We start from the raw sequence: 19,690 nt of genomic DNA, 5'->3' as shown, positions 1-19,690 counted from the left end.
GGGCATTGAATATGAAATCAAATTTAGCACACAAGCAGGGGGTAGACAACGATATTTCGTTACACCCATCCACTGCTAAAAAATTAGAGCGACAAGCCATGTCGAAAAAAGATGATGGGTATTCACCCTTGCCTAATTTCATCTGTGACGAAGGTTATCTGGCTGTATTAAGTGGGGATGCTATTAAGTGCATCGTTCTACTAAATCGTCACATCAAAGGATTTCACTTGGATCAAAAGTCATTAGGTGAAACCTTGGTGATGAAGATCACTGGAATTAAGGACAAGCGGACTGTACGCAAATGTATGGCTGATTTAGCTAAATACCAATTGATCAGCATCACTAAAACCTTGGGTAAAAGCAGCTCTTACGCACTGACTTTAGGTGATCGTATTTCTATTGAAGCAGTAGCATCAAATGTAACTACATCTAATGCAGTTACATCAAATGTAGTTACATCTCATGTCACCACACCAGTAACATCAAATGCTACTACACCAGTAACATCAAATGTCACCACCACTAGTGACATCAAATGTCACTCTGTAAAAGAAATAGATTTAAAAGAAAATATTAAAGAAAACTTTAAAGAGAAAAACACGCAAGAAAATTCAGTTGATCAGGTTCTGAATCTCTGGACACCAGATTTACATTCTCTGAATTCCTGGTTACAGAGATCAGGTGAAACTCCGATGACCCAAGAACTGGTGAATCAGATTTTACTTGAAGTGAATGCTCACTACGAACCACGTTTGAACGCAGGTCAGATTACAGACACCCAGATGTATTCAAACTTCGTGAAGTGGATCAAGCGAAAGTTCACTCAAAAACAAAATTCACACTCTACAGCACCCGCCCAAAACAACCGCAACGTAAATCAAAACTGGGGCCAGGTTCAACAATACGCACCCGCAACCGATGACATCGACTTGGAGGGCTTAGTATGAATGCAGCAGCTCTACTTGGTTCAAAAATTCAGATCAGCTCTGAATACTGTGACCGCCACCAAATGCAAAAAGTTCAACTGGGTAACCAGTCAATTTGCAAACAGTGTGCATCTGAAATCTTAAATCAGGCCCATCAGGATCATGCAGCCTCTGTCAATCAGATGGTTCGTGAAAAGCATTTTGAAGGCGCGAAGTTACCAGGTCGTCATGCAAACAGTGGTTTTAAGGAATACATCACCACTAACGACGGCCAGAAACATGCCAAAGCTCAGTGTGTGAAATTCACTAAAGACTTTCTGGAAGGCATCACTCTCAATCTGATTATGGCGGGTCGTACTGGTACTGGAAAAACCCATTTGGCATGCGCAGTCGCTCGCAACGTTCTGGAGGCGCGTAAATACGCCCGCTACGTCACTTCTGAAGATATGGCTAATGAGATTGCCAACGCTTGGAAAAAAGCCGATGACAACGAAGCCAACGCAATCTGGCGCTATACCGATTATGACCTTCTGATTCTGGATGAATATGGATTGCATGATCGCCATGAAAACCGCCTGCAACTGGTTCACAAGGTTTTATATGCGCGTTATGACGCAGGTAAGCCGACCATGCTGATTTCAAATATGACCAAGGATGATTTGGCGACTGATTTGGGTGATCGACTATGGTCCCGGTTCCAGCATGACGGATTGGCTGTGGTTGAGTGCAATTGGATGGATCGGCGTGTAGGGGGTGGGGTGTGAATACAACAATTGAAGAATTCTTGAAAAATGGTGGCGAGATTAAGCAAATTGATTCTGATGATCAGTCAAAAATCCATAGGAAAGTTAGCTTTGAAGATCAGATAAGTTTGATGCTTTTTGCTTGTTATGCCACTACGCCATTTTCAGTGAAGGATGTGCAAGAAGCTGTTTTTGATTTTCATAGAACCACTATTTACAGCCTGCTTCAGGAGCATGTCAAAGGTGGTTATTTGGAGCGTGTATCAGAGAGTCATTACCGTGCAACTGCATATGCCAAAGACATTATGAATGTAAAGGGTGAAATTGCCGTATGAAGGATCTAAACAAAGCGCTGATGTTTATTTTCATGGCTATTGGCGCCGTTGTATTGAGGATGTGGTGTGAATGACCAGCTACTCAATCGCTGAATACAAAAAGATGGTGAAAGCCACCAGACCAAAAGTGCGCTCCAAGCGTCCTAAGGTGAAAGGCGAAAAAGTACCGAATGAGTTTGAAGCGAAACTGGCCAGAGAACTCAAAACTTTAAAAATTGAGTTTGAGCAGGAATTTGAGTTTCACCCAAAGCGGAAATGGAGAGCTGATTTCCACCTGGTAGGAAAAAAGATACTGGTAGAGGTTGAAGGTGCGATCTGGAGTGGAGGAAGGCATACCAGAGGCAAGGGGTATATCGGGGACATGGAAAAATATAACGCAGCAACAATGATGGGTTTTCAAGTAATACGGTTTAGTACAGATCAAGTGAAGTCAGGTTTAGCGATACAGCAAATTGAGAAGATGGTAGGGGATTTGGGATGAATGCGACGGTAAAGGCAGAAGTAATGGATTGGGCGAAGTACAACATTGATGGGTGGTTGGAACAGTTTGGGGCATGGTGTGAAACCGTTCGGATGAAGGGCGGAGATTTGCCAGATGGGTTACATGTAAATCAAATTTATTGGTTGATCCGTGAGGCTGATAAAACTCCGCGTAACTCTAAATGCTATATCAAGTGCGAGATTAGTGATTTTGAAGCGGATAAAGTTCAGGAATTACTGAAAGGTGTATTTCAGGCCGATACAGCGGATTTTACAACTAAGTTTGCTTTAATGTGTTTAGTGAAAAACAAAGTGGAAAATAAAGGGCTGAGTCGAGTGGCTCAAGAAACCAATCAGTCGAAAGCTCAGGCAGCAATTATGGTGAGTTGTGCTAAATTCTATCTTTCAGGACATGATAAAAGGCTGAAAATTTAAATGGGTAGAATAGTCATTACCTGTGGGAAGGCTAGTTATTGGCTGGCTTTCGGCATGATGAGGGATGGTAAGTTTCCTCTAGAAACGGTGGTAAATAAATTTATAGATGGAGATACGGGCTATATTTATATTGAGGCTGATGAATTGGAAATCAATGAAATTGAAATACCTCAGGTAATGAGAGCAGTATCAAGCTTGGTAAAAGAAAAAGAGCCTAAAATTAACGTGTTTAAGGATTGACCGTCTAGACGAGATATGGCATATTTCTGTTATAGTGATCGAAGTGTACGTTAAAGCACTAGATTGATTTAAAAGCTCGTCAAATGGTGGGCTTTTTTGACATTATTTATTCATAAAATTAAGTGATAATGCCTTTTTGTTTTTGAGCTCTAATTGAAATGGCGATTTTAACTGTTAAAAAACTAGAAGATACTCTCGGTAAATTAGTGGCTGAAGGCGAAAAGCCTGAAAAGATTTTATTAGGCTATAAAGCGTATGGCGAGCTAATGAATGATCGTAGCTTTTTTGAGGAAGTGGCTGGCTCGGCAATGGATCCAAACAAGCGAAAATATAAAAATATTAAAATTAAAGTCACTCAAGACGAATACCAGTTTAACGTGAAATGTCAAAAATAGGTTTAAGCATCAAGGAAAGCTCGCCAAATGGTGGGCTTTTTTAATATTTCTTTAATCAACAAGATGTCATACTTGGAACTATATTCAGAGCAAGTGAGTATAGTCTTGGAACGTAAAAATCTTATATTTGTAGGCGGAATATTGTTCACGTCCATATTTTTATTATTTTTCTGCTTCTATCAGTATAGGTCTGATAAAAAAAGACAGATTGAAAATCTTGAGAAGGTAGTTGAAAAGATAGAGGCCTCCAAATAGATTTCTTGAGGCTAAACTGAAAGCTCATTTCAATATAGGATTTTTTTTGATGATTAGAATTTATTATTTGAAAAGAAAATTAACTCAAGCTCAACATTTGAAAACATTTTCTTAGTATTTTCTATACTTTCTGGTTAAAGCGTTAGTGCTATATTGTTTTTGCGATAAGAAGAAGATGCAATACGAAGAAAGTGACTACAGCACTGGCCCACTTATTTGACGAGTAAGTGGGCTTTTTATTGAACAAATAAAATGATTTTTACTGTTGATTAAAAAATAAACTTAGATAGAATAGTCACCTAGATTCTATGCTGTAGAGTCTTTCTAATTCTGCCTCCTTTCCCTATAAAGGAGGTATTTTTTTGCCTATATTTTTCTTATGTCATGTGTTGCTACATTGTTTGATAGGTCACATTTAATAGTGAATTGATACAAGCATCTATAATTAAAAAACATAATATTCTGATAGATTAAAATTACAACAAAAAGTCTGGAGGTTTGTATGACACGTATACCAAACGGAACACAGGTTATTCATCATATCTCACTTTTCGATCATGCTTACTATAAGGAAGAGAATGGAGTCTTAAGGGTTTGGAGCAAGGGAGAGTGGATAGAGGCACTGATACCCAGTATTAATAAAATGATTGATAACGGTTTTGAATTAGAAGTTCTTCATAGCTAAGAATGTTCAGGTGATGAGGAATTGTTTTCCCGCTTAATAAGCTGTAATGACCCCATTTTTTAGTGGGGTTTTTAATATCAGGAGAAAAGTATGCTCCAATTTATATTCTGCTTATTCGGTCTTCACGGTGTAACTGAGATCAGTGATAACCAGAAAGAGTGCCGTGATTGCTTGAAAGAGGTTGGGTGATTACCCCTTGGTCTAAAGAAGCAAATAATTATATTTAGTTAGATAAATTATTTGCTAAGATACAGGTGTATAAAAACAATGAAAGAAATTGTTGACCTGACATGAGCCTGCTTAATTTGGGAGAGTTAAGTGGGTTTTTTTAAATTTCAATATTTAAAGAAGTGTATTAACATTGTTGATATGGCTAGGCTTGCTCAAGCCGACCTAGGTATCATCCTGCTTTTATATGTTAAAGATAGAAGCTTATGAAAATTATTTATAATGTGTCACTTATTATTGCAGCAGTGACTTTGACTGCTTGTGCAGGTACTCCTGATACAGAAATTGTTCACAAGCCTGAGATGATGAAAAAATGCGTGCCTGAAAGTGCAGCAAAATTAGCACGTACGACATTATCGAGCGAGGCTGATATCAAATCAAAAACAAATTCTGAGGTTGTTAGACTGGTTGCACCGGGCCAACCTATAACTAAAGATTATCATCCAGGACGAGTTACTGTAATTGCTGATCCACAAACCCAAACTATTCTTAAGGCATTTTGTGGTTAAAATTTAAATCTATGCATAGAACCTCCTTTGGGAGGTTTTCCCGTTATCACTGTTAAAAGTCTGGGGAATGCACTAGATAACTATTGCGACAGTTCATTATTTTTCTGATTAAGCAGAATATATAGACTGTTGTTAAGCCTGCAACCGATACTTTCTTATTCGGTATGATTAATTTTTTATTCCAACAAGACAGAAACTTATGAAAATTATCCAGAATTTATCTTTAATTCTAGTAGCAGTTACATTGACGGCGTGTGCAAATAATCCTGAACAGATGCCTTCTCATCAACCAAATACGATGACTAGCTGTGTAGCAGAGGAAGCAACCAAACTTGTTGGACAAACTGGTTTATCTGAAGCAGCAATTAAAGCCAAGACTAATGCTGAAATTGTACGTATGGTAGCACCTGGCCAACCGGTAACTTTAGATTACCGTTTAGAGAGAGTTACGGTAGTAACTGACCCACAAACTAAAATTATCGTTCAAGCATCTTGTGGCTAATAGCTCAAGACTGAATAATAAAAAACCATCTTCGGATGGTTTTTTATTGGGTAATATTCATGGATCCAGACCTCTATAAATGCTTAACCGCCAAAGGCCCAATCAAAACCAAACCCCGCAATAAACCTCTACCTAAGGCTAGAGAAAAATATTTAGAAGCTGAAGAAACCTTATTTCAAGAATTAGAAGAATACCGAATTGGCTACAGACGGAAGTTTCAATTTGAATCAACCAAAAATTGGCGGTTTGATTTTTATATTGTGAAGTTGAATCTTCTTATAGAAATTGCGGGCAGTCCATGGGCGGTTGGTCGCGGCGGAAGAAAGATAGCGAATTCATTTAATAAGTATGATCTTGCTGAAGATCAAGGTTATATATTTGTGCGTCTTGAACCCCATCAAATTGAATCAGGTTATGCAATTAACTGGATTCGAAGTCAGTTAGAGAGATTAGAAGATGGAACAGTTCAGACCATTCCCACCGACGGATCTGATTGATCAGGCCGAGGAAGAAGAAGCCATTCGCTTGGCACCTGCACCAGAGCTTAAAGAATGGGTTATTAAAAACTGGCTCACTTTAGGTGGTGAACTTCATAACCCGGATCATGACCATATTGCTGAATTACTCCATGACAATGAAGAGTTCCTTGCATTCGCCTGGGCTTCATCGGCCGCCGTAGCGAAAAAACGTATGGTGCTTGGGCAATGTGAAAAGGTCATGTTTAACGTGGGTGGCTGGAAGAAAGCACGCCAGGAACAACAGATGCGGGATTGGTTCGGCTTTGTACCTCAATATCTGATTACTGTGGATGCTGCTTTCTGTGAACAAGCCTCAGATCGTGAATTCTGCCGTTTGATTGAACATGAGCTGTATCACATTGGTGTAGAGCGGGATGCTGATGGCGAAATTATCTATAGCGATATGACTGGACTGCCTAAACATTATTTGGCTGGCCATGATGTCGAAGTGTTCTTTGGTGAGACCAGACGGTGGGGTGCAGACGAGTCTGTCAAACGACTTTTGGAAATTGCTAAGAATGCGCCGTTTGTATCCGAAACAAGTATTGCTGCGTGTTGTGGGAACTGTGTGATTAATTGAGCCTAACGGCTATTTTTTTTTGCCTATCTTGTACGACGTAGAACGACAAAGAGGTGTTTATGGCAGCATTAAAAGAGCCTGTAAAAATGTTTATAGTTCAGTCTCTTGCTTGCTTTGAAACCCCTCAACAAGTAGCAGACGCGGTAGAAGAAATATATAAGATCAAGATTGATCGAAAACAATGTCACAGTTATGACCCGACAAAATATGCAGGTCGTAATCTCAGTAAAAAGTTAAAGGATTTATTTGAGCAAACTCGCAAAGAGTTTCGTGAAAATATTGATGATATTGCGATTGCTAACAAGGCGTTTCGTTTACGTGAGCTTCAGAAGATGTATGAGGATTCTGGAAAAAATAAACGGGCAAAACAAAATCTGCTGAAACAGGCATTCCAAGAAACAGATGGCCGTGTGACAAAGCAAGAAATTACTGGTCCAGACGGCGGGCCTATTCAGCAAGAAACCAAATCAACACATCAATTCACACCAGATGAGCTTAACGGACTATCCGCTCAAGAGCTTTCGCGTTTAGCAATTAATGGCAAGTTATGACTTATGCAATCGAAGATATAGCGCCACTAATTAAAGAGTGGACGATCAATACACGTCTGCCTGAAATCATTGAAGAAATGAAACGGCGTTATTACTACCGGATGCTGATAGAGCAGAATGAACTAAGTCGAGAGGCTGAAATCTACAGATGTAAGAATGATCCGGCTCATTGGTTTAATCACTGGGTATGGACTTACGATCCACGGGGCATGCCTTTTGGACTGCCTGCGAATATTCCTTTTGTTTTGCGTCCTGGTCAGGTTGAACTCGTTGATTGGCTGATTGAACGTGAAGGTACCCAGACACACGGTTTAATTGAAAAAAGTCGTGACGAAGGGATGAGCTATGTAGTCTTGGGCTTTTATTTGCACCGGTGGTTATTCGTTGAAGGCTTTGCTGGTGGCGTCGGTAGTCGTAAAGAAGATCTGGTTGATAAAAAAGGCGATCCGAAAACGTTACTGCACAAATTTAGGGATATGTTTTCCAAGCTGCCAGACTGGATGAAACCTAAAGGCTTTGTCGAGAAAGTGCATGACAACTACATGCGAATCATCAACCCGGACAACGGCGCAACGGTTACGGGTGAGGCTGGTGACAATATTGGCCGTGGTGGTCGTACCACAATGTACTTTCTGGATGAATGGGCATTCGTAGAGCGGCAAGAAGCTGTTGATGCTGCCATTTCTCAAAACACAAACGTACATATCAAGGGATCTACACCAAACGGTATTGGGGACAAGTTTCACCAAGATCGTTTTAGTGGTCGTTACGCCGTTTTTACGATGGCATGGCGTGATAACCCAGATAAGAATTGGCAGGTCGAATTTAATGGCAAATTAATTTACCCCTGGTATGAAAAACAATTAGCCACTCTTGATGACATTGTTTTAGCTCAAGAGGTTGATATTGATTATGCCGCCTCGGTAGAAGGTGTGTTGATTCCATCAGCATGGGTACAAGCTGCCGTTGATGCTCATCTTGAATTAGATATTCAGCCGTCAGGGGAATGTATAGGTGCGCTTGATGTGGCAGATGAGGGCAAGGATAAAAACTCTTTTGCCGCACGTCATGGCATCGTACTGCAGTATTTGGATACTTGGTCAGGCGTTGGTGATGACATCTTTGGCACAACTCAGAAAGCTATTGATGCTTGTCTTGATCTACGTTTGAACTCGTTTTATTACGATGCCGATGGTCTTGGTGCTGGTGTGCGTGGTGATGCCCGAGTCATTAATGAGCAAAATAGATCCAAAGGTATTCCGGAGATCGAAGCAAATCCATTCCGAGGCTCAGGTGCGGTGCACAACCCGGAGCAGGAAATGGTTGAGGCGCGTAAAAACGTAGACTTCTTTGCCAATCTTAAAGCTCAGATGTGGTGGTCATTGCGTATCAGATTTCAGAATACTTATCGAGCCTTACAAGGTATGCAATATGACCCAGACAATCTTATTTCGCTTTCTACCAAAGATATAAACAAGCAGGAGCTTGAACAGCTCAAGCGAGAGTTATCACAACCCACTTATACGAAGAATGGTGCAGGCAAAATCCTAGTCAATAAGCAACCGGACGGGGCATTGTCTCCAAACCGAGCAGACGGCGTCATGATTTGCTTTAGTGATATCCGTGAGCGAAAACGGAAAAAACCTGCAGGTGCAGGTACTCGAACCTATTGATAAGGAAAAAACATGGCAAAGTCTAAAAAGGACAAAGCGTCAAAGAAGGCTTTGTCTTACGGCAATTTATACACTCAAGAAGCAGTCACTCAGTTTCTGGTGAACTTTGGCAAGCAACCAGATACTGATGAAGTGCTGCGCAAAGCTGGAATTACACGCCACAGATTGCGTGTACTGCTTGATGATGACGAGATTGCACAAGTAGTTGAAACACGGATTGATGCACTTTTAGCAACGCCATTGCGAATTGAACCAAATGATACGGATGAAGCGGAAAAGCTGAATCTCATCCTGAAAGAATGGTTCCATGAAATTGCGACTGCTGCCATGAGTGCACTGTTCTTCGGGTACTCGGTTCAGGAAGCTGTATATGAGCTAAAGTCGGAAGGTTATATTGGTTTGCAATGGATTGGTGAAAAACCGATGCAATGGTTTGAGCCTAAGAATGATGGTCGGCTAATCTATCGTCAGGATGGAAACAATGCAGATCATGAGGTAGATCAAGCATTCAAATTCTTCTTAACACGCCGTAAAGCCACATACGAACAGCCATATGGTAAAGCGCTATTAGCCACGCTGTATTGGTTATTCTTCTTTAAGCAGAATGGCTTCAAATTCTGGGCGAAATTCCTCGAACGTTTTGGAACACCAATCTTACTGGGTAAGTGCAAAGATACTGAAACTGATGATATGAGCAAAGCCTTGTTAACTGCTCATGCTCAAAGCGTATTATCGATTGATGCAGATGATGATGTTCAGATTCTTTCCGCACCAGGAACAAACGGTTCAGCAGGGGCAGCGTTTGAGGCATTTAATAATCAGCTGATTCGTCAGATCCAGAAAGTTGTACTAGGGCAGACGCTTACCAGCGGAACAGATGGGAAGGGAAGCTACAGTCTTGGTCAAGTGCATGAAAATGTACGAATGGATAAGCTTAAATCTGATATTAGGCTTGTCACACCGACTTTACAGGCTGTGGTCAATGCTCTATGCGCTTTAAACGGTTGGGGTGATTATGAAGTAATGCTTGGTGAAAAGCCAAAACCGCTGAATAAGGATCAGGCTGAGCGTGATGTTCATTTAAAGAATGCTGGGGCCAACCTTTCTAAAGATTATTTTATTCGTGAGTACGGACTGCAGGATGGGGATCTGGTTGAGCAAACACAAACTGCCTTCAATCAATTCTCTGCAGTACCGCGTCAGGCATTCAACTTTAAGGCATCAGCAAACAAGCTTTCACCTGAACAACAGGAAGTTGAAGAACTGACTGATGGCCAGGATGAATTGCAGCTACTGAAACCGGATCAGGTCAAGGAATTAGTATTCAAATCTGATAATCCTGAAAGTCTGGCTTATAACCTGATGCAATTAATACCTGGTGCAACTCAGACACAATTCACGGCCAATCTGGATCAGGCTTTGTATGCTGCAGATGTATTGGGGTATGTGACGGCTCAAAATGGGAAGTAAGTTATGCAACCAGTCACGTTCCTTGAGGCGCTTCGGTACGCTCATAGCAAAAAGATCGTGCTGCCTGATGAGTTTTATTCGATGGATCTAAAGACTCGGCAGATGGCAACCACGGTTAGCTTTCTATCGAGTCTTGAACAGATTGAGACGGTCATTAAGGCAGTGAATAAATCGATTGCCGACGGCGGTACTTTCAAGGATTTTCAGAAGTTGATTGAAGAATCTGAAATCATTCTGCCAAAGCACTACCTGGACAATGTATTTCGTACGAACATCCAAAGTGCTTACGGTCATGGTCGATGGATCCAGCAGCAACGGAACAAGAAACGCCGTCCTTATCTAATGTACTCAGCTATCGATGATAGTCGGGTGCGTCCTAGTCATTTGGCTTTGAACCGGATCGTATTGCCTATTGATCATCCGTTCTGGCTGACACATTATCCGCCGTTGGGCTTTCGTTGCCGGTGCACCGTAATTGCTTTAACAGAGAAACAGGCGCTGAAATACGGCATTACACCTGATGATCAGTTACCAGAAATTGCCGAGGCTTTGGATTGGAGTTCTCATCCATTGCAGTTTGGTGAACTTGAATCTTTAGTTGATAAAAAGATCAGTGCTTCAAGTCTAGATAAGCAATATCTCCTCGAGCAGAAGGAACTTATAAGAGCTGAGTGGACGGCGAGTAAAAAGCTGACCAGTCTGTTCGCTCCAATGGATGATAAGGCTCGGGACCTATTCGACACAGTGGCCAATACGGTTATTCCTCTTGATCCGAGTATCCGACCTAGTGCGATTCGGACTCTCCTTGATTATGTACAGGGAAATGATGCTTCACTGAGCAGCTACTTAAACTCTGCTACAAGCTCTCTGGCTGATGATGTACTTAAGCGCTGGCTGAGTACCGACATGACAGCTATTCAAATTGTGGCGAGCAATACAGCTTCAACCGTGGTGGGTGCTGCGACACTTAATCAAGTAGCGGCTTATCAGGTGGGGCAGACAGTTCAATTGAATGCGCCGTTACTGATGGTTGATACAGCTTCAGATATCGTAATCAAGATTGAGAATGCAAAAGGTTTAGGTATTGATCTGGATGCACTGAATGCTGGCAACGGCGTTCTCATGCCGATGGGATTGTCTTTTGAAGTGGTTTCGATTGAAACGGTTGAAGGGCAAATGGTTTATACACTCAAGCCCTTGTTGAACTAATTTAAAAATGAATATGACCGCCTTCTGGGCGGTTTTTTTATGGAGCATGAAAAATGCCAGATCCAAATGAAGAACGGCTGAAGTATTTATTCAATGCCTCAGCAATCGAAGTACCGAAAGCCGAAGAAGGGCAAAAACGAAAATTCAAAGGCACTGCCTATGCCGGTGGTCGTGTAGATGGTCACTGGTATTGGGGACGCTCAGGTGTGGTCTTTGATCTTGATGGGATTGAGATTGATAAGCCAACAGCCTTACTTGAAGAACACTTTGGTTCAAGTCGAATTGGTGTTGTTCAAACCGTAGATACCAACGGGAAGATTGATGTATCAGGTGACTTTCTCACGAATGCAAAAGCACAGGAAATTGTTCAGGACTCCGATGATGGTTTCCCTTTCCAGATGTCCATGATGATTGATCCGGGATCTGTTGAGGAAGTTTCTCAAGGCAAGACAGTCATTGTGAATGGTCAGTCGTTTGAAGGCCCAATCACAATTTTCCGTCAAAACCGCATTCGTGAATTTACGATCTGCTCGACTGGTGCTGATCGCAATACATCAATCAAAGCCTTCTCGGGCAAAGCTAATCCAAACCCAACCAAAGAGGACACAGACGTGACCGAATTAGAAAAAGCACAACAGGCCAAAGAGCAGGCAGAGCGTGAACGTGATGAAGCACTGGCTGAACTGAAACAATTCAAAGCACAGAAACGTGCTGATGAAATTACAGCTTTAGAAACTGAGCTGAAAACACAGTTCAGTGCTGAAGATAAAACGGCTTATACCAATATGGATGATTCAGTTTTTGCCTTTACTGCAAAGCAACTTCGTCAGTTCTCGGTAGGTAGTCAACAGCAGCCAGCTGCACCACAGCCACAACAAACACCAAGTATGAATCCAGCATTTGCTCACTTGTTTACTCATCAAGCAAACCCGGGGCAGGGTGGTCAAGCTCCACAAGGCTCGGCTTTAGATCAGGCATTCAATCAGTTTATGGCAGCGCAGCAACAAGGAGCTAAATCATGAGCCAAGTATTAACAGGCACTATTGAAAATAAACAGCTAGTGGTCGGTGATGGCGTACGTACAGAAAATGCCAAAGTAAAAACTGGTACAGCATATAAGCGCGGCGATTTACTTAACGTAGATGCCAATAATGTGGCTGATCATCCTGCAGTTACCACGGGTGTGGTGGGTGACTGGAATGCTATTGCTGTATCAGATTTCACAGCAGAGCAAGCTACTTACCATGCTGCAAATAATTTTGAAATGCCGCTCTATGTACAGGGTGCATTTGATATTGCAGTAGTAACAGTGAATGGAACGCCGCTGACCACCGCTCAATATGATGCTGTACGCGCACAAGCATTAAAAAACAAAATCGAACTTCGTAAAGTTGTGGGGAACTAAGACATGAGTCAAACTTTTACATTTCAAAATGCACCGGTTGAATTGCTGGATGTGCCACAACTTTTATTGTTAACAGATACCACTCAAAAAGTTGATACCTGGTTGATGGATCGCTTCTTTCCACAACGTGTTTCATACACTAAAAAAGAAGTACCAGTTGGTGAGTTAAATACAGCGACTCCACTTGCGCCGTTTGTTACCCCAACTGCAGCAGGTCGTCAAATTAAAGTGGGTGAATCTGGCAACGTGAAATTCGTTAAGCCGGCTTACCTGAAACCTATGATGACGGTCATGCCAAGTGAGGTGCAGAACACAGCGCTTATTGCACGTTTACGTCGATTTGGTGTAATTGCGACCGGTTCAAATCGTTTGTCTGATGCGGATCTATTGCTGATTGATCAGGCTCAAAAGGCTTTATATCTTCGTCAGTCAATTGAAAACCGAAAGCTATTAATTGCGCGTGATGTGCTTCTCTACGGTAAAACTACTTTTGCTTCTGCAGACTTCCCGATGTACGAAGTGGACTATGAGCGTAATCCAGCTTGTAACTACGCACCATTAATTAAATGGGGACAGGTTGGTGCTACTCCAGTGAAAGATATTCAAGCCATGATTGACTTGTCTATCGAGCACTCAGGTACATCACCTATCATGGCCTTGACCACATCTAAGGTATATAACACCTTAATCAAGGATCCAGAGTTCAAGGAGAAGTTCATTGCGCCGTATGCTGGTATCAGTGTTCCATTAACTCCGACTTTCGATCAAGCTGATAAGCCCCAATTCCGTGGCACAGTGGATAACATTGAAATCTGGACTTATGACGTGAGTCACAATATGGGCGGCTCCTCTGATCGCTTTATTCCTGAAGACTTTTTTGGTCTTGTTTCGGATGCGAATGGATGGATTGCACATTGTGCATTACAAAACGTTGAGGCATTTGGCCAAGCTCTAGAATTCTATTTGGGTCAGTGGCAAGAAAAGAACCCTTCAAGTATTCAGATGCTTGCTGAATCATCTCCGCTTGCTGTTCCAAACAACAAGAACGGTTTAGTCGGCGGTCGTGGATTCGTTTAAGGAGTAATACATGTCGAAGTACATTGCAAAACAATCGATCGGACATTTTCGTCCAGGTCAGGAAATCAAAGGGCTTGAAGCTAAACAACTTCAGGCCCTTTTAGCATCTGGCGCTATTGAAGAATATCAAGAGCCGGAAGAACCTAAGGCAGATGGCACGGCCGCACGCTTGGCTGAACTTGAAAAGTCCAATGCTGAGTTAACAGCAGCAAATAAAACCTTAACTGAAGCCAATCAGGCAGCAGTTGCGGACAAGGCCAAGGCTGATCAAGAAGTTGCTGAGCTAAAGGCAAAAGTGGCTGAACTTGAAAAGGTGAAACCTGCCGCAAAACCTAAAGCCGGTGAAAAACCTGCTGATGAAACCAAATAGGTGATCTATGTATGCGACTAAAGATGATTTAGTCGCTCGATTTGGTGAAAACGTACTTAACCTTGCGCTCATGTTTCCTGCTGATGCTCCAGATCCATTAGACACAGCATTGCAAGATGCTTGTGAGGAAGTGGACGGATATCTAGCAGTACGTTACCCATTACCCTTGCCCAATGTGCCTAATAATTTAAAGCGAATAGTGTGTGAAATTGCTCGCTATAAACTTTATTTCGAGGAAGCACCTGAAGCTACCGAAGTCCGTTACAGGATGGCGATAGATTTCTTAAAGGGTGTGCGTGATGGTAAAAACTCACTGGCAATTCTAGATACCAGTAACCAAATCAGCGACGACCAACCTAAAGGGCGACCTTCGACGGCGCCAGTCGGTACTTCATATACCGGTGGTGTATTTGGGGATTCTATCCTAGATCAAATGCCCAGCATGAAGTGAGGTGTTTATGGCTTTTGCAATAACCATTCAGGCAGATAGTTCACCTATTGAAGCGGTGCTGAATCAATTAGGTGACTTTGATTCACTCAAGAGCCAGTTGTTTGATGAGATCGGTGCTGGGCTTGAAAGTAGTGTCCACAATCGGTTTTTAACCGGTACTGGTGTGGATGGTAACCCGTGGAAGATTTCATGGAGAGCCAAGCTGCAAGGTGGCGAAACACTGCGTGATACTGGTCGTCTAATGAATTCCTACACACACAATGTACTTTCAAGTGGTGTGGAGGTGGGTACAGATGTTGTGTACGCACCACATCTGCATTACGGCGCAACAATCCTGCCCAAGAATGGCCAATACATCACTTTTGCAGTGGGTGGCCAATATCGGAAAGTTAAGCAGTCGATTTTACCGCCTCGGACTCAACTCGGTCTTGATGCTGAAGATGAGGTTATGGTTTTGGATATTGTTGGGAGTTTTATAGATGAGCACCTTCTTCGCGGTGCGTGATGAGATTGCAGAAAAGCTGAAAGAAATTCCAGAATTTAAGCAGATCTATACGCCGTTGAATTCAGTCACCGTAACCGAGATGTCGCAGGTCACGCCGTCAGCACATGTCAATTTTGTCCGCATAGACAAGAAAGCTAGTGCAGGTCGTGGAAGCATCAATCAGATCGGTCAGCAATGGGCGGTTACGGTTGCATGCCGCAATGCTCAATCTCAAATGACCGATGGACGTGCTGTAAGTGATGAAGCGGGGCTTTTGACTGAAAAAGTAATTCAACTACTTTCCGGTTGGCAGCCTCAAGCATCACGCACAACACTGGATTTCATATCGGTTCGGGATGGTTATAGTCCGGGCTTTGCATACATCACTATTATTTTTGAATCACAGAAATTCATTTAGGAGCCAGTCATGGCAAAACAATACAAGGCAACTCAGCCTGTCGGTCGCTTTCAAAAGGGCGATGTGGTAGGTGGGCTAGATGATGCACAAATCCAAGATTTATTGCAGCGTGGAGTGATTGAGGAAGTCAAGCAATCACAAAAAGCTACAGTAACAACTAAAACAGAAAAAGAGGTGAAAGCAGATGTCAAAGCCTGATTTAATTTCATTACAGGGTGAATGGTTTGCAGCAAAATATGTTGAAGGTGTGGTAGGTGCATTGTACCCGATGGGCAATACGACTGACGCTGCTATTGCAATTACTACTGAAAGTACAGACCATTACACATCGAAAGATGGTACACGTGCAAAAGATATGGTTCTGCGCAAAGCAACCGGCGTGACTGGATCCATGACTGCTGAAGAGGTAACTAAGCAGAATAAAAATATTGTGTTCAGTGGTAATACAAATACAGTTGCTGAGTCCACTATTACTGATACCACACTTGGCACTGTAACCGTGGGGCAAATGATTAATCTTGGAAAGCGCAACCTGAGCAGCGTTGTGTTCAAATCTGGTGAAGATACAGTCGGAGCATCAACGTATGTGCTCGATCCGGTATTTGGAACTGTGATTTTTAATCAGGCACCAGCAGGACCAGTTGTTTGGTCTGGAACGTCTGGACCTGTTGAACGTACTTCAATTGCAAACAACCTCGGTAATGAGTATGCCTTGTTATTTAAGGGCATTGACACAGTAACCGGGGATAAGCTAGCTGTTGAATTATGGCGTGTTCAATTTTCACCAGAAACTGAATTTGCGCTGATTAATGAGGATTTTGCTAGCTTTGACCTTGAATTTGAATGTCTTGCTGATTCAACCAAAGCGCAAGATGCGCAGTTAGGCCCATTTGGTGTGGTTGAGCGTTTTAAAATCGCAGCATAACCCCACGCAGGCACAAAGAACTCCACGGCGCTATGCGTCTTTTTTTGTGCCTGCCTTATAGTAATAAGTCTTAAAACATTTAAGATGAAACTTAATAAATAGTAAAAAATAAAGATTATGTAATCTTTTGTTATTCTAATTTTCATCTGATGGGGATATAAAAGATATTCAGTTCATGTTAAGAATAAAACTGCTATGACTAAAATAGAAATATTTGTCTCCATCCTAGCCGTAATAATTATTTCTACTTTTATTTATTTTGTATGTCAGTAAGTTAGTAAGCTAAGAACCGCCTTTGGGGCGGTTTTTTGATAAGTGGAAGTTTCACCTGGATATATAGGGTCAATTTTAAAAAGACTTAAAATAGTAAAACATAACTTTACAAATCCACTCTCCCGAGGCTTTAAATAAGATTGAAAATTAATGTAAAGTGTCGCCCTTAATACATGGGGATATTATGAAAAATTTAAGCTTATTCTTTTTTATTGTGATTTTAGCTGGGTGTGGACACAAGGAATCTAGTGGTCAGCATCTTGATTTAGAAACAAGCAAAAAGGAACAGCTTGAATTTGCAAAAGAAGCTACAAAAGAATTTATTCCCAACCCTGATTCGGCAAAGTTCCGCAATCAAATAGGAGAGTGTGGAGAGGTAAGCTATAAAGAAGCAGATAGTGATTATGTTCCCTTCCAGCGTTTCATTGTGCTTCAGAAAAATATAGTGCTTGTAGAAAATCAGACGGATCAAAAGCAATTTGAGTTGTCATGGAAGAGTGCTTGTACGCCAAGCTGGAATTAATTAAAAAGCCCTTTAATTAAGGGCTTTCTTTTATTCACCAGATGATTCGGATTTTTGGTCCTTACCATCTCCATATTCTAAAGCAACCTGTTGCGCTTCAGCTGCGGCAGTGGCTTCTATTGGAATCGAGTCAGCTGCGATAGCCACGGTACCAGTAAATCCCATTAAAGCTAAGATTAGAATTTTCGAATACTTTTTCAATTGAATTTCCTCTACGTTTCTAAGACCTAATTTCAGTGTAGAGAATGATTTAAATCACGGATGTATCAGCTATGTCGGGATATGTAAGATATTCAGGTCTAAAGTTATAGGTTTCTAGGTTTGCGTAAGAATGCTTTTCTGATGAAATTATTTTGTAGATTTGATTAACGAAATGTTAGTAATTTTCACAACATAGACGAGTACTAGACTAAATCTTTAATAGAAAGCACCTTCGGGTGCTTTTTTAATGTCTAAAATTTATTTCAGAGACCCATCATGAATGATTTTTTCCTAGCAACGAATCGGAACCTCAAAATCAATGACATTGAAGTACGTCAGATCCAGATGAAAGACTTCGACACTTGGGCAATGCATGCTGAAGTATTGAAGAACTTCATCAAAGACCAAAATAATTCAGATGAGATTTTGACAGGGCTATTTAAAGCTCACGGTGTGCAGGTCATTTCGACTGTGGCATGCGTCACCGATCTGGATCATGAATCACTGGTAGAACTTGCTGCTGATGAGCAAAGATTCAAAGATCTGCTTAAAGCAGTGCTTCTCGTTAATCAGGCTTACTTCAAATATGAAAAGCCAAAGCGTGGAGCTAAAAAGAAAGATGACTCGACTTGGTTTGATTCATTCCAGTTTCTGGTATCCATGGGCCATCAGCATAGCGAGATCATGAAAATGACCTACGGCGCATTCCAGGGCTACGTTAAGGCTGCAAACAAGATGTATAAACAGGGAATCTTTAATAACGCCGTAGCTGCACGTGTGGCACAATCTGATAAGAAAGGCTTTGAGTCATTTAAGATAGAAATGGTTTCTGATTGATCGTGCAGCGCCCTAAAGTTATGATTGGAAAATAACTATTTAGGGGGTTATTGTGAAAAAATTATTATTAGCTTTATGTTTGGTGTCGGGGTTCACGTATGCAGAAAGGACAACTACCAGCATTCGCACTCCATCCGGTGATTTGGTAAGAATTGGGGATAGTCATCAGGCACTTAAAAGTAAACTTGAGCTTGGTAAGCCGAGATTCTACGTCCTGGAAGATGGAAGACTTCACTGTGCAGCTACTGAATATGTAAAAAGTGTTGATCTTCAGGAGTACACCATCATTTTATGCCGAGACAGAATTGTGAAAATCTTATGGCGTAATTTGTAATGAAAAATAAATTAATTGCAGTATTCCTTTGGTTTTTTGGGGTGGTCTTTATTATTAGAGGGTTGTCACTGCTTGGCGAGAGCTTTTTAGGCAGTATATTTATGATATTGGCTGGTATTTTGATGTTACCCCCAATTCAGAAAAAGATAACTGAAATAAGTCCATCTATTAAAGGTCTCTGGTTGGGTGTGGGTATATTTTTCTTATTAGGTTTTTCAGGCATACTCCTTCAAGCTTCTGAAGAGAAGGCTTTAAAAAATGGAACAGCAAGTCCTGAGCTGCTAGCTCGTGAAGCAGACCGTAAAGCACGCTCTGAAGAGCAACAAAGGATCGAGGCTGAACGTGAGGCCACTAAATTAGCTGAGAAAGAACGGCGTAATCGGGAGAGAGAGGCACGTGATCGTGCTATTGCAATGCAGGTGGATGCTGAAATTGCATTGAAGAACTTCCTGAAAGATCCTGAAAGTGCACAAATACGTAATCAGAACGGTATGTGTGGTGAAGTAAATAGCAAAAACAGTTTTGGTGGTTACACTGGGTTCAAACGATTTATAGCAAGTCCTGCGATAGTTGCTATCGATGGGGAGAATATAGAATCTAGTGAGTTTCAAACTGTATGGGAAAAGTTTTGCACATAATGCTTAACATCTAATTTTTA

Annotated in this window: 28 protein-coding genes and 1 pseudogene; 28 read left to right on the top strand and 1 reads right to left on the bottom strand. The window is 41.5% G+C overall.

What is annotated here, in order from left to right; translation table 11 throughout:
• Positions 1-11 precede the first annotated feature (11 nt).
• The 26 genes and pseudogenes from MWG72_RS10740 (at position 12) to MWG72_RS10615 (ending at position 17,660) form a co-directional block, all read left to right on the top strand.
• Positions 12-947, top strand: a complete 936-nt coding sequence (locus tag MWG72_RS10740) for a replication protein (protein ID WP_247144032.1) — start codon at positions 12-14, stop codon at positions 945-947.
• Entirely contained in the window at positions 944-1,690 is a 747-nt protein-coding gene (locus tag MWG72_RS10735; RefSeq protein ID WP_247144031.1) for an ATP-binding protein, read from the top strand. Before MWG72_RS10740 ends, MWG72_RS10735 begins: the two co-directional genes overlap by 4 nt.
• Positions 1,687-2,004 carry a hypothetical protein gene (locus MWG72_RS10730; protein ID WP_004730172.1) on the top strand — a complete coding sequence of 106 codons (318 nt, stop codon included), beginning with the start codon at positions 1,687-1,689 and terminating at the stop codon, positions 2,002-2,004. The genes MWG72_RS10735 and MWG72_RS10730 overlap by 4 nt, the downstream gene beginning before the upstream one ends.
• Positions 2,005-2,074: 70 nt before the next feature.
• Positions 2,075-2,485 (top strand): DUF559 domain-containing protein, encoded by a 411-nt coding sequence (locus tag MWG72_RS10725; RefSeq protein ID WP_247144030.1) that lies wholly within the window; start codon positions 2,075-2,077, stop codon positions 2,483-2,485.
• On the top strand, positions 2,482-2,919 hold the full coding sequence (locus tag MWG72_RS10720) for a hypothetical protein (RefSeq protein WP_247144029.1): 438 nt from the start codon (positions 2,482-2,484) through the stop codon (positions 2,917-2,919). The genes MWG72_RS10725 and MWG72_RS10720 overlap by 4 nt, the downstream gene beginning before the upstream one ends.
• Entirely contained in the window at positions 2,920-3,159 is a 240-nt protein-coding gene (locus tag MWG72_RS10715; protein ID WP_247144028.1) for a hypothetical protein, read from the top strand. It abuts the gene before it with no gap.
• 158 nt (positions 3,160-3,317) lie between these two features.
• Complete coding sequence (locus tag MWG72_RS10710; RefSeq protein WP_004646432.1) at positions 3,318-3,554, top strand: hypothetical protein; 237 nt, start codon at positions 3,318-3,320, stop codon at positions 3,552-3,554.
• 757 nt (positions 3,555-4,311) lie between these two features.
• Positions 4,312-4,494, top strand: coding sequence for a hypothetical protein (locus tag MWG72_RS10705; RefSeq protein ID WP_247144027.1), 183 nt, complete (start codon positions 4,312-4,314; stop codon positions 4,492-4,494).
• A 434-nt stretch (positions 4,495-4,928) separates the two neighbouring features.
• A complete protein-coding gene (locus MWG72_RS10700) occupies positions 4,929-5,231 on the top strand; it encodes an I78 family peptidase inhibitor (RefSeq protein WP_163166426.1) in 303 nt (100 codons plus the stop codon).
• Positions 5,232-5,535: 304 nt separating this feature from the next.
• A pseudogene (locus tag MWG72_RS10695) lies at positions 5,536-5,733 on the top strand (I78 family peptidase inhibitor); the annotation flags it as partial.
• A 59-nt stretch (positions 5,734-5,792) separates the two neighbouring features.
• Entirely contained in the window at positions 5,793-6,230 is a 438-nt protein-coding gene (locus MWG72_RS10690; protein WP_247144026.1) for a hypothetical protein, read from the top strand.
• Positions 6,190-6,831 (top strand): putative metallopeptidase, encoded by a 642-nt coding sequence (locus MWG72_RS10685; RefSeq protein ID WP_247144025.1) that lies wholly within the window; start codon positions 6,190-6,192, stop codon positions 6,829-6,831. Before MWG72_RS10690 ends, MWG72_RS10685 begins: the two co-directional genes overlap by 41 nt.
• Before the next feature lie 59 nt (positions 6,832-6,890).
• On the top strand, positions 6,891-7,382 hold the full coding sequence (locus tag MWG72_RS10680) for a DUF2280 domain-containing protein (protein ID WP_010117574.1): 492 nt from the start codon (positions 6,891-6,893) through the stop codon (positions 7,380-7,382).
• The gene (locus MWG72_RS10675) at positions 7,379-9,055 is read left to right on the top strand and encodes a terminase large subunit (protein ID WP_247144024.1); all 1,677 of its coding nucleotides are present in this window, start codon (positions 7,379-7,381) and stop codon (positions 9,053-9,055) included. Before MWG72_RS10680 ends, MWG72_RS10675 begins: the two co-directional genes overlap by 4 nt.
• Positions 9,056-9,067: 12 nt before the next feature.
• Positions 9,068-10,525, top strand: a complete 1,458-nt coding sequence (locus tag MWG72_RS10670) for a phage portal protein family protein (RefSeq protein ID WP_247144023.1) — start codon at positions 9,068-9,070, stop codon at positions 10,523-10,525.
• Between the two features lie 3 nt (positions 10,526-10,528).
• A complete protein-coding gene (locus MWG72_RS10665) occupies positions 10,529-11,734 on the top strand; it encodes a phage head morphogenesis protein (RefSeq protein ID WP_247144022.1) in 1,206 nt (401 codons plus the stop codon).
• A gap of 53 nt (positions 11,735-11,787) precedes the next feature.
• Positions 11,788-12,756, top strand: coding sequence for a hypothetical protein (locus tag MWG72_RS10660; RefSeq protein WP_247144021.1), 969 nt, complete (start codon positions 11,788-11,790; stop codon positions 12,754-12,756).
• Entirely contained in the window at positions 12,753-13,139 is a 387-nt protein-coding gene (locus MWG72_RS10655; RefSeq protein ID WP_247144020.1) for a hypothetical protein, read from the top strand. Before MWG72_RS10660 ends, MWG72_RS10655 begins: the two co-directional genes overlap by 4 nt.
• A 3-nt stretch (positions 13,140-13,142) precedes the next feature.
• The gene (locus tag MWG72_RS10650; RefSeq protein ID WP_247144019.1) at positions 13,143-14,216 is read left to right on the top strand and encodes a major capsid protein; all 1,074 of its coding nucleotides are present in this window, start codon (positions 13,143-13,145) and stop codon (positions 14,214-14,216) included.
• Positions 14,217-14,226: 10 nt separating this feature from the next.
• Complete coding sequence (locus tag MWG72_RS10645; RefSeq protein ID WP_247144018.1) at positions 14,227-14,586, top strand: hypothetical protein; 360 nt, start codon at positions 14,227-14,229, stop codon at positions 14,584-14,586.
• 7 nt (positions 14,587-14,593) lie between these two features.
• Positions 14,594-15,037: a gp436 family protein gene (locus tag MWG72_RS10640; protein WP_247144017.1), complete on the top strand. Its 444-nt coding sequence runs from the start codon at positions 14,594-14,596 to the stop codon at positions 15,035-15,037.
• A 7-nt stretch (positions 15,038-15,044) separates the two neighbouring features.
• The gene (locus tag MWG72_RS10635; RefSeq protein WP_247144016.1) at positions 15,045-15,542 is read left to right on the top strand and encodes a phage virion morphogenesis protein; all 498 of its coding nucleotides are present in this window, start codon (positions 15,045-15,047) and stop codon (positions 15,540-15,542) included.
• Positions 15,517-15,939: a phage tail terminator protein gene (locus MWG72_RS10630; RefSeq protein WP_247144015.1), complete on the top strand. Its 423-nt coding sequence runs from the start codon at positions 15,517-15,519 to the stop codon at positions 15,937-15,939. Before MWG72_RS10635 ends, MWG72_RS10630 begins: the two co-directional genes overlap by 26 nt.
• Before the next feature lie 9 nt (positions 15,940-15,948).
• On the top strand, positions 15,949-16,137 hold the full coding sequence (locus MWG72_RS10625) for a hypothetical protein (protein WP_247144014.1): 189 nt from the start codon (positions 15,949-15,951) through the stop codon (positions 16,135-16,137).
• Positions 16,124-16,864, top strand: a complete 741-nt coding sequence (locus MWG72_RS10620) for a phage tail tube protein (RefSeq protein WP_247144013.1) — start codon at positions 16,124-16,126, stop codon at positions 16,862-16,864. The genes MWG72_RS10625 and MWG72_RS10620 overlap by 14 nt, the downstream gene beginning before the upstream one ends.
• A gap of 457 nt (positions 16,865-17,321) precedes the next feature.
• Positions 17,322-17,660 carry a hypothetical protein gene (locus tag MWG72_RS10615; protein ID WP_247144012.1) on the top strand — a complete coding sequence of 113 codons (339 nt, stop codon included), beginning with the start codon at positions 17,322-17,324 and terminating at the stop codon, positions 17,658-17,660.
• A gap of 30 nt (positions 17,661-17,690) precedes the next feature.
• On the opposite strand, the gene MWG72_RS10610 is transcribed toward MWG72_RS10615, so the two are convergent.
• On the bottom strand, positions 17,691-17,861 hold the full coding sequence (locus MWG72_RS10610; RefSeq protein WP_184413110.1) for a hypothetical protein: 171 nt from the start codon (positions 17,859-17,861) through the stop codon (positions 17,691-17,693).
• Positions 17,862-18,137: 276 nt separating this feature from the next.
• Here MWG72_RS10610 and MWG72_RS10605 point away from each other — a divergent pair, with 276 nt between their 5' ends.
• Both MWG72_RS10605 and MWG72_RS10600 read left to right on the top strand, forming a co-directional pair.
• On the top strand, positions 18,138-18,698 hold the full coding sequence (locus MWG72_RS10605) for a hypothetical protein (protein WP_247144011.1): 561 nt from the start codon (positions 18,138-18,140) through the stop codon (positions 18,696-18,698).
• 333 nt (positions 18,699-19,031) lie between these two features.
• The gene (locus MWG72_RS10600; RefSeq protein WP_247144010.1) at positions 19,032-19,670 is read left to right on the top strand and encodes a hypothetical protein; all 639 of its coding nucleotides are present in this window, start codon (positions 19,032-19,034) and stop codon (positions 19,668-19,670) included.
• Positions 19,671-19,690 lie beyond the last annotated feature (20 nt).

Origin of the sequence: Acinetobacter lwoffii, assembly GCF_022967985.1 — a bacterium.
In the GTDB taxonomy this organism is placed as follows: domain Bacteria; phylum Pseudomonadota; class Gammaproteobacteria; order Pseudomonadales; family Moraxellaceae; genus Acinetobacter.
The sequence above is the reverse complement of the archived record's forward strand: the minus strand, read 5'-3'. Positions and strand labels throughout refer to the sequence as shown.

Bases quoted from the DNA above. Each gene is read 5' to 3' on its own strand.
- MWG72_RS10740 (WP_247144032.1), top strand. From the start codon at position 12: ATGAAATCAAATTTAGCACACAAGCAGGGGGTAGACAACGATATTTCG.
- MWG72_RS10735 (WP_247144031.1), top strand. From the start codon at position 944: ATGAATGCAGCAGCTCTACTTGGTTCAAAAATTCAGATCAGCTCTGAA.
- MWG72_RS10725 (WP_247144030.1), top strand. From the start codon at position 2,075: ATGACCAGCTACTCAATCGCTGAATACAAAAAGATGGTGAAAGCCACC.
- MWG72_RS10720 (WP_247144029.1), top strand. From the start codon at position 2,482: ATGAATGCGACGGTAAAGGCAGAAGTAATGGATTGGGCGAAGTACAAC.
- MWG72_RS10715 (WP_247144028.1), top strand. From the start codon at position 2,920: ATGGGTAGAATAGTCATTACCTGTGGGAAGGCTAGTTATTGGCTGGCT.
- MWG72_RS10710 (WP_004646432.1), top strand. From the start codon at position 3,318: ATGGCGATTTTAACTGTTAAAAAACTAGAAGATACTCTCGGTAAATTA.
- MWG72_RS10705 (WP_247144027.1), top strand. From the start codon at position 4,312: ATGACACGTATACCAAACGGAACACAGGTTATTCATCATATCTCACTT.
- MWG72_RS10700 (WP_163166426.1), top strand. From the start codon at position 4,929: ATGAAAATTATTTATAATGTGTCACTTATTATTGCAGCAGTGACTTTG.
- MWG72_RS10690 (WP_247144026.1), top strand. From the start codon at position 5,793: ATGGATCCAGACCTCTATAAATGCTTAACCGCCAAAGGCCCAATCAAA.
- MWG72_RS10685 (WP_247144025.1), top strand. From the start codon at position 6,190: ATGGAACAGTTCAGACCATTCCCACCGACGGATCTGATTGATCAGGCC.
- MWG72_RS10680 (WP_010117574.1), top strand. From the start codon at position 6,891: ATGGCAGCATTAAAAGAGCCTGTAAAAATGTTTATAGTTCAGTCTCTT.
- MWG72_RS10675 (WP_247144024.1), top strand. From the start codon at position 7,379: ATGACTTATGCAATCGAAGATATAGCGCCACTAATTAAAGAGTGGACG.
- MWG72_RS10670 (WP_247144023.1), top strand. From the start codon at position 9,068: ATGGCAAAGTCTAAAAAGGACAAAGCGTCAAAGAAGGCTTTGTCTTAC.
- MWG72_RS10665 (WP_247144022.1), top strand. From the start codon at position 10,529: ATGCAACCAGTCACGTTCCTTGAGGCGCTTCGGTACGCTCATAGCAAA.
- MWG72_RS10660 (WP_247144021.1), top strand. From the start codon at position 11,788: ATGCCAGATCCAAATGAAGAACGGCTGAAGTATTTATTCAATGCCTCA.
- MWG72_RS10655 (WP_247144020.1), top strand. From the start codon at position 12,753: ATGAGCCAAGTATTAACAGGCACTATTGAAAATAAACAGCTAGTGGTC.
- MWG72_RS10650 (WP_247144019.1), top strand. From the start codon at position 13,143: ATGAGTCAAACTTTTACATTTCAAAATGCACCGGTTGAATTGCTGGAT.
- MWG72_RS10645 (WP_247144018.1), top strand. From the start codon at position 14,227: ATGTCGAAGTACATTGCAAAACAATCGATCGGACATTTTCGTCCAGGT.
- MWG72_RS10640 (WP_247144017.1), top strand. From the start codon at position 14,594: ATGTATGCGACTAAAGATGATTTAGTCGCTCGATTTGGTGAAAACGTA.
- MWG72_RS10635 (WP_247144016.1), top strand. From the start codon at position 15,045: ATGGCTTTTGCAATAACCATTCAGGCAGATAGTTCACCTATTGAAGCG.
- MWG72_RS10630 (WP_247144015.1), top strand. From the start codon at position 15,517: ATGAGCACCTTCTTCGCGGTGCGTGATGAGATTGCAGAAAAGCTGAAA.
- MWG72_RS10625 (WP_247144014.1), top strand. From the start codon at position 15,949: ATGGCAAAACAATACAAGGCAACTCAGCCTGTCGGTCGCTTTCAAAAG.
- MWG72_RS10620 (WP_247144013.1), top strand. From the start codon at position 16,124: ATGTCAAAGCCTGATTTAATTTCATTACAGGGTGAATGGTTTGCAGCA.
- MWG72_RS10615 (WP_247144012.1), top strand. From the start codon at position 17,322: ATGAAAAATTTAAGCTTATTCTTTTTTATTGTGATTTTAGCTGGGTGT.
- MWG72_RS10605 (WP_247144011.1), top strand. From the start codon at position 18,138: ATGAATGATTTTTTCCTAGCAACGAATCGGAACCTCAAAATCAATGAC.
- MWG72_RS10600 (WP_247144010.1), top strand. From the start codon at position 19,032: ATGAAAAATAAATTAATTGCAGTATTCCTTTGGTTTTTTGGGGTGGTC.